13 protein-coding genes are annotated in these 10,276 nt (G+C 64.7%); 9 read left to right on the top strand and 4 right to left on the bottom strand.

What is annotated here, in order from left to right; all coding sequences use genetic code 11:
* On the bottom strand, positions 1-566 hold a 566-nt coding region (locus A3E77_RS00685; protein ID WP_458574392.1), incomplete at its 3' end, for a CBS domain-containing protein.
* Positions 567-749: 183 nt separating this feature from the next.
* On the opposite strand from A3E77_RS00685, the gene A3E77_RS00680 reads away from it, so the two are divergent.
* Entirely contained in the window at positions 750-1,055 is a 306-nt protein-coding gene (locus A3E77_RS00680; RefSeq protein ID WP_229545097.1) for a hypothetical protein, read from the top strand.
* Positions 1,056-1,095: 40 nt separating this feature from the next.
* On the opposite strand, the gene A3E77_RS00675 is transcribed toward A3E77_RS00680, so the two are convergent.
* Positions 1,096-1,764, bottom strand: a complete 669-nt coding sequence (locus A3E77_RS00675) for a S24 family peptidase (RefSeq protein WP_293642983.1) — start codon at positions 1,762-1,764, stop codon at positions 1,096-1,098.
* Between the two features lie 99 nt (positions 1,765-1,863).
* On the opposite strand from A3E77_RS00675, the gene A3E77_RS00670 reads away from it, so the two are divergent.
* Together A3E77_RS00670 and A3E77_RS00665 are read left to right on the top strand one after the other, a co-directional pair.
* On the top strand, positions 1,864-2,166 hold the full coding sequence (locus A3E77_RS00670) for a hypothetical protein (RefSeq protein WP_458574391.1): 303 nt from the start codon (positions 1,864-1,866) through the stop codon (positions 2,164-2,166).
* Positions 2,163-2,489: a hypothetical protein gene (locus A3E77_RS00665; RefSeq protein ID WP_293642982.1), complete on the top strand. Its 327-nt coding sequence runs from the start codon at positions 2,163-2,165 to the stop codon at positions 2,487-2,489. Before A3E77_RS00670 ends, A3E77_RS00665 begins: the two co-directional genes overlap by 4 nt.
* Positions 2,490-2,529: 40 nt before the next feature.
* On the opposite strand, the gene A3E77_RS00660 is transcribed toward A3E77_RS00665, so the two are convergent.
* Both A3E77_RS00660 and A3E77_RS00655 read right to left on the bottom strand, forming a co-directional pair.
* Positions 2,530-3,336, bottom strand: coding sequence for a hypothetical protein (locus A3E77_RS00660; protein WP_293642981.1), 807 nt, complete (start codon positions 3,334-3,336; stop codon positions 2,530-2,532).
* A gap of 57 nt (positions 3,337-3,393) precedes the next feature.
* On the bottom strand, positions 3,394-4,599 hold the full coding sequence (locus A3E77_RS00655) for a TIGR04063 family PEP-CTERM/XrtA system glycosyltransferase (RefSeq protein ID WP_293642980.1): 1,206 nt from the start codon (positions 4,597-4,599) through the stop codon (positions 3,394-3,396).
* Between the two features lie 66 nt (positions 4,600-4,665).
* Here A3E77_RS00655 and A3E77_RS00650 point away from each other — a divergent pair, with 66 nt between their 5' ends.
* From A3E77_RS00650 to A3E77_RS00625, 6 genes are all read left to right on the top strand, one after another.
* Positions 4,666-4,830 (top strand): hypothetical protein, encoded by a 165-nt coding sequence (locus A3E77_RS00650; RefSeq protein ID WP_293642979.1) that lies wholly within the window; start codon positions 4,666-4,668, stop codon positions 4,828-4,830.
* A complete protein-coding gene (locus tag A3E77_RS00645) occupies positions 4,823-6,205 on the top strand; it encodes a putative O-glycosylation ligase, exosortase A system-associated (RefSeq protein WP_293642978.1) in 1,383 nt (460 codons plus the stop codon). The genes A3E77_RS00650 and A3E77_RS00645 overlap by 8 nt, the downstream gene beginning before the upstream one ends.
* A gap of 38 nt (positions 6,206-6,243) precedes the next feature.
* Positions 6,244-7,254: a DNA topoisomerase IB gene (locus A3E77_RS00640; RefSeq protein ID WP_293642984.1), complete on the top strand. Its 1,011-nt coding sequence runs from the start codon at positions 6,244-6,246 to the stop codon at positions 7,252-7,254.
* A gap of 31 nt (positions 7,255-7,285) precedes the next feature.
* Entirely contained in the window at positions 7,286-8,491 is a 1,206-nt protein-coding gene (locus tag A3E77_RS00635) for a mechanosensitive ion channel family protein (RefSeq protein ID WP_293642977.1), read from the top strand.
* Positions 8,492-8,585: 94 nt separating this feature from the next.
* A complete protein-coding gene (locus A3E77_RS00630) occupies positions 8,586-9,044 on the top strand; it encodes a MaoC family dehydratase (RefSeq protein WP_293642976.1) in 459 nt (152 codons plus the stop codon).
* A gap of 63 nt (positions 9,045-9,107) precedes the next feature.
* Positions 9,108-10,276: acetyl-CoA C-acyltransferase (locus A3E77_RS00625; RefSeq protein ID WP_293642975.1), on the top strand; the 1,169-nt coding region annotated here is incomplete at its 3' end.

Genomic DNA, 10,276 nt, shown 5'->3' with positions numbered 1-10,276 from the left:
TGCCGCGCGCGTTCGGACAGCGTGCCCGCGACCGCCTCCACCTTGCGCGCCATGTCGGACAGCGCGGCGGTCAGCGCGGTGATGTCTTGCTGGAACAGGCGTCCGGCGTCGTCGATATGCGTCGCGCGCGCCGCGCGCTCCTGCGCCAGCTCGACGTCGCGCAGCATCGCCAGCTTGGCAAGCTGGCCGCTGTCGAGCGTTTCGACAAAGCGTCCGGCATCGACCAGGATCAGTTCTTCCTGCCCCGGCGACTGCGCGACGATGCGCAGCAAATCGGTGGTCGATCGCGCGATATCGGCGACCGGGCAGGGCTCGATAATCGACGCGATCGAACCGCCGATCGTCGGATTTTGCATCAGGGAAAACCAGAAGGGACAGAAGAGCAGTTCGCGCACCCGCTGTTCGCGGATGATGCCTATCGGGCGCTCCCCGGCGTCGATCACCGCCAGCGCGCGCAATTGCGGATTGCCGCGAAACAGGTCGATCACCTCCGACATATGCGCATCGGCGCCGATCGCCGACGCGTGGCCCGGCGACGGCGTAAAGGCATATCCCATGGCGTTCATCCGTCCCTCTTCGCGCTGCGACCCTGTTGGCGCATCGACCTAGAGCAGCTTGGTAAACAGCAATTTAACCATTTGTTTCAGTGATGTGACAGATGGCCCGCACCCCGCGGCGGCCTGTCGCAATATCCTGTTCAGATCGCGGCGCTTATGCGATGGAGTGCCGACCCGGCGAGGAGAAGAGAAATGCGCGTCCTGATCGTTGCCCTGCTGGCCGCTCCGTTGCTCGCCGGTTGTTTCAGCGCGGTAAAGACCGTCGTCACCGCGCCGGTCAAGGCCGTCGGCCAGGTCGCCGACTGGTCGACGACCAGCCAGGACGAAGCCGACCGCAACCGCGGCCGCGAAATGCGCAAACGCGAGGAACAACTCGGCAAGCTGTCGCGCCAGCGGGACAAGGCCGCAGAGAAATGCCGCGACGGCAACGAAGATCAATGCCAGCGCGCCGAGGTGCTCGACCATGAGATCGAGGCATTGATGGCGGCGCCGCGTTAAATCGGTCACGGCCCCAAGCTTCGCCGTCAGGCGAAAATAATCACCGCACCCGCCGACCCGTCCACACGACGCGCCCGACCAGTTGCACCGACGCCATCGGCAAATCGTCCCAGCTGCGATAATGCGGATTGTCGCTGATCACCGAAATGCGCCCCTGCCCCGGCGCGCGCGCGACGCGCTTCACCATCAGCACGTCGTCCATGCGCAGCACATAGATGCCGTCGCGCAGCCGCGCAGCCGCATCGCCGCCATCGACCAATATATCGTCGCCATCGTCGAGCGTCGGCGCCATCGAATCGCCCTCGACGCGGATGATGCTGAGCGCGCGCGGATCGGCGCCCAGGTCGCGCAGCCATTTGGGATCGAACGCCACCTCGCCTTCCACCGCTTCACCGTCGATGCTCGCGCCCGCACCCGCCGAGGCACCGATGGCGAGTTTCGGCACCAGGATCATCCCCGGACCGCGCGCGCGCGCCGGCGCCGCGACGCGCTGCACCGGACCGCCCAGCATGGCTTCGGGCACCCCCAGATAGGCAGCGATGCGCGCGCGATCATCCTCGGCCAGCCGTCGCGGCGAACCACGCTTGATATATTGCTGGATATAAGCGGGGTTGCGCCCGATCACCTGCGAGATGCGCGCGTAATCAATCCCCCGTTCGGTCAAGAGGCGGTCGAGCGCCATGCGCGGGTCGTGGGCAAAATCAGTCATCGGGTCGCTGGGGGCTGGTCCTTCCTATTTCGTCAATAGCGCGCGGAATTTTCCTAGACAAGTAGGAAATGTAATATCAAATAGGAAATATCCTATCGGGTGAGTCGCCCGGTTTTCACTGCGGCCTGGGAGGACAATATGGAGCGCAGCCTGTTGCAACGAATCGAGGCCTTTTTGACCGAATCGGCAATGCCGCCCAGCGTCTTCGGACGCGCTGCGGTGCATGACCCGCGCCTCGTCAGCGATTTGCGCGGCGGGCGCGAGCCGGGAACCGAGCTGATATGCCGTATAGAACATTTCATGAACAAATGGCGCGCCGATCACCGCGCGGGCCATGTGACGCCGCAAGGCGACCGGCGCCTGCGCGCGACGCGCCGCCAGTGCGCGGAAGCGCGGGCATGATGCGCTGGTCGCCCGCGCTGCCGCCGCGCCCCGGCTGCCCGCATCGTCGGCTTCGCCACCTGTTGCTGCGCGAACTGCCGACCGGGCTGGCGGTCGGTGCCTCCACCTTCCGCCCCTGGGCCAGCGCGAGCTTCGTCGGCGCGCGCCATATCTTCCCGTGCACGCTTGCGGTCGGTGACGCCGCCATGGTGCGGCGCGCGCTGCACGATCGGCTGGGCGCGACCGAATGGGCGCTGGTCGGCCATATCGTTGCCGATGTCGTCGTCGAAAGCGGCGACCAGCCCGATCGGCTGCGGATCGAGATTCTGACGGTCGAGGATTGACCCGCCGCAATCGGCGGTCAGACCGCCAGGGTCAGGACCGTCAGCCGACCGATTGGCGCGTCATCCGCTGCAAGGTGCCGAGCGCGGCTTCGAGCGCGAAATCAACCTCGGGTTCATCGTCGGTGACGGCGCCCGGAACCAAAGGGTTCGCGCCTTTGCCGACCGCGTCCTGCCGACGGCGGCTCAACCCCGCCTCGAAGCGCGCGACCATGGCGCCAAGCGACTTGTCGGCCGGATCGGGCATTGGCGGCGGCGCGGTCATTTCGGCGGGTTGCAGCCAAGGCGCCTCGCCATCAAATTCCTCTGCGGGCGCAAGATCGGAAAGCACCAGTTCGTCGGCGTCGACCATATCGGGCGGGGTATCGGCTTGATCGACAACATCGCCGACCAGCGGCCCCAACCCGCCCGCGGGCAGGTCGCGGCCCGCACGGATCGGCGGTCGCGGCGGATCGTCGGGATGCAGGTCGATGCGGCGGCGCGTCAGCACAGGCTCGTCATCGCTCGCCTCGCCGGGCGCGCGGCGGAAACGGTCGCGCAGCGACGTCAGGCCAGCCGCTTCGGGTTTTGCGATCACCAGTGCGACGAGTCCTGCCAGCACCGCCGCAATCGCTGCCATGCCGAACGCCAGCGCCAGCCTCCCGCCATTGCCGATCGGGGCCACGAACAGGTCGGACAGACGGTCGAGATAGAGGTTCCAGCTGATCGCCGCGACCCACGAAAAGGGCATGACGGCGGCGAACAGGAAGGTCAGCGCCGCAGCGCCGATCACCGCCGGAATCGCGGGCTGGACCGCGCGCAGCAGCGCACTCGCTATGCCCTTGGCCCGGATCTCGCTCGTTTCTTCCATATCGTCCCAAATCCATCGGCCCGCCGGGCCACCCGTCGTCTGATCGGTCGGCGCCGGTCAGGCGCCGCGCAGCAATCGCTGGTAAACCGGCTCGTAACGTAAAATGTTTGATGACCAGTTACGATGGGTTTCGACAAAAATACGTGCTGTCCGCCGCCGCTCGGGCCACATGTCCCGATTTTCCAGCAGTTTGGCAATGGCATCGGCGATCGCGGCGGGATCGTCGGGCGCAAATAGCGTGCCCGTCGAACCATCCTCGATCAATTCGCGGTGACCGCCGACGCTCGACGCCGCGACCAGTTTCCCCTGCGCCATCGCTTCCAGCGGTTTCAGCGGGGTGACCAAGTCGGTCAGGCGCATCTTCTTGCGTGGATAGGCAAGGATATCGATCAGCGAATAATATCGCTCGACCTCGGTATGCGGCACGCGGCCGACAAAATGGATATGCGCCGCCGCTGGCGACGCCGCGGCTTGCGCCTTCAGCGCCGCCTCCATCGGCCCGCCGCCGACAAGAAGCAGCCGCGCCTTGGGCTGCGCGGCGGCCAGCGCCGGCATCGCCGCGATCAGGTCGTCGATCCCCTCATAATCGTAAAAGCTGCCGATATAGCCGATGACCGCGTCGTCGGCCGCGAGCCTCAGCGTTTCGGCGAGCGCATCGTCGCGCGGCGGCGGATCGCCGAACAGGTCAAGGTCGACGCCGTTCGGCGACACGACGATCTTCGCCGGGTCGATGCCGCGCGCGATCAGGTCGCCGCGCAGGCCCTCGCAGATCACCGCAACCGCATCGGCCGATTTCACCGCATGGGTTTCAAGCCGCTTGGTCAGCCGATAGCGCAGACTGCCCTCGCGCCCGGTGCCGTTCCCGACTGCGGCATCTTCCCAAAAAGCGCGAATTTCGTAGATGACCGGAATACCAAGCTTCTTGCCCACACGCAGCGCGGCCAGCCCGTCGAGCACCGGCGAATGCGCGTGCAGCACATCGGGCTTCCACTCATTCGCCAGCGCCTCGACGCGCGCTGCCAGTGCGCCGATTTCGCGCCATTCGCGGATCGGCGCGCGCGCGGGCGCAATCGGCGGCGTGCGGTAAAAGGTCAGCCCGTCGACGCTCTCGCCATCCGGCCCCGGTTCGGGATGGCGGACGCCGGTTACACCTGCGACCTGCCACCCCTGCGCTACCTGCGCCTTCATCAGCGCGCGGGTGCGAAAGGTGTAGCCGCTATGCGCCGGCAGACTATGATCGAGGACGTGGAGGATGCGGGTCATGGCTTGATCCCACTGACATACAAGCCTTAACGCGGCGTCAACCCCGATCGCGTAGCGGGAGCGGACATGGTCGACAATTTCTCCATTGGATTGACGCACGTCTTGATGGCGATTGCACTTTGGCGCCTGCTCCATCGCGACGATCTCGACCGCGAGATCAGCCCGCGTATGTTGTGGCAGCAACGCCGCGACGCCGAACGCGCGGAAGCGGATGTGCGCCCCGATGCGTGACCTTGCGTTCGTCGCCTTTCTTTTTGCCTTCATCGGCGTCGGTTTTCGCAAACCGTTCCTGTTCGTGCTCTGCTTTTGCTACATCGACATCGTCGCGCCGCAACGGCTCAGCTATTTCCTGATCAACTCGATCCCGATCTCGCTGATCGTGTTCGGGCTGGCGATCGTCGGCTGGCTGGCGGTCGACGACAAGCGCGATACGCGGTGGTCGGGACGACAATTCCTGCTGCTCGCCCTGCTTTTCTATTGCTGGATGACCACGATCAACGCCGACTTCCCGGTCGAAGCGGCAGACAAGTGGAGTTGGGTGTGGAAAGCACTGGTCTGGGCGATTTTCCTGCCGCTCACCCTGCGCACCAAGCTGCGCATCGAATCGCTGGTGCTGGTCATGCTGCTGTCGGCGGCGGCGATCGCGATCGCGGGGGGCATCAAGACCGCGGCGGGCGGCGGAGGCTATGGCACGCTGCAATTGCTGCTCAACGAAAATTACGGCCTTTACGAAGGGTCGATCATGTCGGCGGTGGGGATTTCGATCATCCCGCTGATCCTCTGGTATCGCCGCCATGGCACGATCTTTCCGCCCGACTGGCGCGTGTCGATCTTCTGCTTTGCGCTCGTCTTCGCCTGTGCGTTGCTGCCGATCGGCACGCAAGCGCGGACCGGGCTCGTCTGCCTCGTCATCCTCGCCATCCTGTCGCTGCGCGCCGTCAAGCACCGTTTCCTCTATATGGCGGGCGCCGGGCTGCTCGCCGTCGCGGCGATCCCCTTCCTGCCACAAAGCTTTACCGATCGCATGGAAACGATCCAGGGCTACAAGGCCGACCAGTCGGCGTCGACCCGCGTCGCGGTGTGGGCGTGGACCTGGGACTATGCGAAGGAAAATCCGTTCGGTGGCGGGTTCGAGGCCTATATCCAGAACCATGTCCGCGTCGAAAAGGCAGCGAGCGCCTATGATCCGGACGCGCCGCAAAATGCCGAAGCGACGGTCTATGAGGAACGCTCGCGCGCCTATCACTCCAGCTATTTCGAAATGCTGGGCGAACAGGGCTATCCGGGGCTCGCGCTGTGGCTGCTGCTCCACGGGGTCAGCCTTGCCCGCATGGAACAGCTGCGGCGGCGCTACCTCAAGACTCGGCGCGCCGAGGAACAATGGATCGCGCCGCTGGCGACCGCTCTCCAGCACGGCCATATCACCTATCTGGTCGGCTCCTTGTTCGTCGGCATCGCGTTCCAGCCCTTCATCTACATGATGCTCGCGCTCGAAATGGGGCTGTCGACCTATGTCCGGCGACGCGAGCAGGAGGCGGGATGGCGCCCGCTGACGGCGCGCCCGGCGCAGGTGCCGACACGGCATCCGGCCCCGAACGCGGGCTGACGCCGGAACCAACGGCGGGCTCCGGGCGCTATGCGGGCATGTCCGCCCCGCGCCTTGTCCATGTCGATGACAGCCTTCCAGGCATCAGCCGCGAACGGTCGGGCACCGGGTGGCGCTATCGCGACGCCAAGGGCAGGATCATCCGTGAGCGCGACGAAATCGACCGGCTGAACGCGATCGCGCTGCCGCCGGCTTACGAAGACGCGTGGTTCTGCCCCGCCCCCAACGGCCACATCCTCGCCACCGGCTATGACGCGCGCGGGCGCAAGCAATATCGCTATCATCCCGATTTCCGCATCGCCCGCGAGGCCGACAAATATGATCGCTGCGCCGCGTTCGGCCATGCGCTGCCCCTGCTGCGCGCGCGGCTGGCGGACGACCTCAATCGCCGGACGCTCTGCTGCGAACGCGTCGTGGCGGCGGTCGTGCGCCTGCTCGACCTCGCCGCGCTGCGTATTGGCAACGAACAATATGTCGCTGCCAATAAAAGCTTCGGCGCGACGACGCTGCGCCAACGGCACGCCAAATTGGCGGGGCGGACGCTGCGGCTCAACTATGTCGCCAAGGGCGGGGCACGGCGCGAGGTGACGATCAGTGACCGCAGCCTGTCGACACTCGTCCGCCGGTTGCAGGACCTGCCCGGACAAAAGCTGTTCCAATATGTCGATGGCGACGATGTCTGCGCCGTCGGCTCCGACGATGTAAACGCCTATATCCGCGATGCGATGGGCAATGAATTCAGCGCCAAGCATTTCCGCACCTGGTCGGCCAGCGTCGAGGCTTTCGCCTTCCTTTACGACGCCCCCGAGCCCCCCATGCTGAAGGCGATGCTCGAACGGGTCGCGAGCCGCCTCGGGAACACCCCCGCAATCGCCCGAAAAGCCTATATTCACCCCGCAATGCTGGCAGCGGCGCAGCGGGGCGAGGATTTTTCGGCCGCGATCGGCAACCTCCCGCGCGCGACGCGCTATCTTTCACGTTACGAACGCGGATTTTTGACCTATCTGGAGCAGGCGCCCGCCGCTGCGGTGCTGCTGCAATCCGCCTGATCTGCATTCAAGAGGACCCCTGACCCATCCCATGACTTTCTCCCTGCTTGCCGCTGCGACCGCCGCCGCCCCAAAGGCTCCTCCCGCCAAGACAGCCGCGGCCAACCCCATTGATGACCTGCGCAGCTGGTGGGATGCCAGCGTCGCCTGGGTCGACAGCCATTGGCTGCAAATCGGCATCGCGATCGGGGTCGGCCTGCTCATCTATTTCCTGCTGTCGATGACCCGCCGTTTCGCGCTGAGACATGCGCAATCGGCCGAAGGCGACCTCTCGCTGACCCACATTGCCGGACGTGTGATCCACAAGACCAAGTCGTCCGTGCTGGCGATCATCGCGATCCGCATGGTGGCAGGCTATGCCCAGCCGCCCGCGATCATCATGCAAGTGGTCCAGTTGGTCTTCACCGTTGCAGTGGTGCTCCAGGTTGCCATTTGGGTGCGCGAGATCGTGCTGGGGCTGATCCAGCGCCGTGCCGCCGAGGGCCACAACGAGACGCTGTCCAACGCGATGGGGATCATCCGCCTGCTGATCAGTGTCGCACTGTTCGCCATCGCCGGCATCGTCATCCTCGACAATATGGGGGTCAATGTTACCGGACTGGTCGCGGGTCTGGGCATTGGCGGCATCGCGATCGGCTTGGCGGCGCAGGGCATTTTTTCCGACCTTTTCGCCTCGCTTTCGATCATTTTCGACCGCCCGTTCCGCGTCGGCGAAACGATCAAATATGACACCAGCACCGCGACCGTCGAACGCATCGGGCTGAAAAGCACCCGCCTGCGTTCGCTCAACGGTGAGTTGCTGGTGATTTCCAACACCAACTTGCTCGGCAAGGAAATCACCAATTTCGCGCATCTGCATCGCCGCCGGATCACGTTCATGATCGGCGTCATCTATCAGACCACGCCCGAAATGCTCCGCGACCTGCCCGCGCTGCTGGAGGAACAGGTCGTCGCGGGCGGGCACGAGTTCATCCGGTCGAGCTTCCTCTCGTTCGGCGCGTCGAGCCTCGATTTTGAATTGCTCTTCGACGTGTTCAGCGACGATTTCGATGTCGTTGCGGCGGCGCGCACCGATATCGGCATCCGCCTGTTCGACGCGATGGCAAGGGCGGGATACGAGTTCGCCTATCCGACCCAGACGACCTTTACGGCAGCACCCGACGGGACGATGGTCATGCCCTATGCCGAGTCTCCCAAATCCAGAGGGAGCGTAGCAAAGTCGGCGAAGCCCGGCTGACGCTACGGCGGCGCGGTTGCCCGGCTTGGCCCTTGTGTAACGCTGGAAGAGAGGCCTAGAACGCGCGCCGAACCAGCTATTGAGGGGATGATTTATGGCGGGCATCACGCCGCAGGAACTGCAAACCAGGGTCGGTGAGACGATTGGCACCTCCGAATGGGTGCTCGTCGACCAGGACATGATCAACAAGTTCGCCGACGCGACGGGCGATCACCAGTTCATCCATATCGACGAGGAAAAGGCCAAGCTGACGCCCTTTGGCGGGACGATCGCGCACGGCTTCCTGACGCTGTCGCTGATTCCGATGCTTGGCGCGCGCACCGACGGTCCGCGGATCGATGGCGTCAAGATGGGCGTCAACTACGGCGGTAACAAGGTGCGTTTCCTCGCCCCCGTCCGTTCGGGCAAGCGCGTGCGCAGCCATATCAAGCTGCTCGAGCTCGACGAAAAACGTCCCGGTCAGTGGCAACAGACCAATGAAGTAACGATCGAGATCGAAGGCGAGGAAAAGCCAGCCCTGATCGCCGAATGGATCAGCCAGTTTTTCATTTAAGCAGGATTTTCCGGCCGACCTCCCCCGCAAAGACAACCGGAACCAAACAGAAGGAAGTTCAACATGCGTGACGCCGTCATCGTTTCCACCGCCCGCACGCCGCTGACCAAGGCGGGTCGCGGTTCGTTCAACAATACGCTTGCCCCGACGCTCGGCGCCTATTCGGTCCGCGCCGCGGTCGAGCGGGCCGGCCTTGAAGGCGGCGAGATCGACGATGTCGTCTTTGGCGCCGCGATGCAGCAGGGTTCGCAGACGATGAACGTCGCGCGGCTGATCGCGCTGCGCGCAGGCCTGCCCGTCACTGTCCCCGGCATGTCGATCGACCGCCAGTGCTCGTCGGGCCTGATGACGATCGCAACCGCCGCGAAGCAGATCATCGTCGATCGCCAGGACATTGCGGTCGCCGGCGGGCTGGAAAGCATTTCAAAGGTCAGCGGCAGCGGCAAGGCGTTCATCGAGGTCGATCCCGAGTTGGTCGCGATGCACAAGGACACCTACATGCCGATGATCGGCACTGCCGAGGTTGTCGCGAAGCGTTACAACATCAGCCGCGAGGCGCAGGACGAATATTCGCTCCAGTCGCAGCAGCGCACGGCCGCTGCGCAGGCCGCGGGTAAATATGACGACGAAATCGTCGCCTGCAACGCCACGATGGCGGTGATGAACAAGGAAACCAAGGAAGTCACCTTCCAGGATGTCGTCGCCAGCAAGGACGAGTGCAACCGCGCCGACACCACGCTCGAAGGGCTCGCCAGCCTGAAGCCGGTCATGGGCGAAGGCCACACGATCACGGCGGGCAACGCCAGCCAGCTCGCCGATGGCTCGTCGGCCTGCGTCGTGATGGAAGCCAAGGTCGCCGAAAAGCGCGGTCTCCAGCCGCTTGGCCGTTATGTCGGCATGGCGGTCGCGGGCACCGAACCCGACGAAATGGGCATCGGTCCGGTGTTCGCCATCCCCAAGCTGCTCGAACGCTTTGAACTGAAGATGGACGACATCGGTCTGTGGGAACTCAATGAGGCTTTCGCGGTGCAGGTGCTCTATTGCCGCGACAAGCTCGGCATTCCGAACGAGCTGCTCAACGTCAACGGCGGCTCGATCTCGATCGGCCACCCGTTCGGCATGACCGGCGCGCGCTGCGTCGGCCACGCGCTGATCGAAGGCAAGCGCCGCGGCGTCAAATATGCCGTCGTCACGATGTGCATCGGCGGCGGCCAGGGCGCAGCGGGCCTGTT

This window comes from Sphingopyxis sp. RIFCSPHIGHO2_12_FULL_65_19, assembly GCF_001830555.1.
Classification (GTDB): Bacteria; Pseudomonadota; Alphaproteobacteria; order Sphingomonadales; family Sphingomonadaceae; genus Sphingopyxis.
The sequence above is the reverse complement of the archived record's forward strand: the minus strand, read 5'-3'. Positions and strand labels throughout refer to the sequence as shown.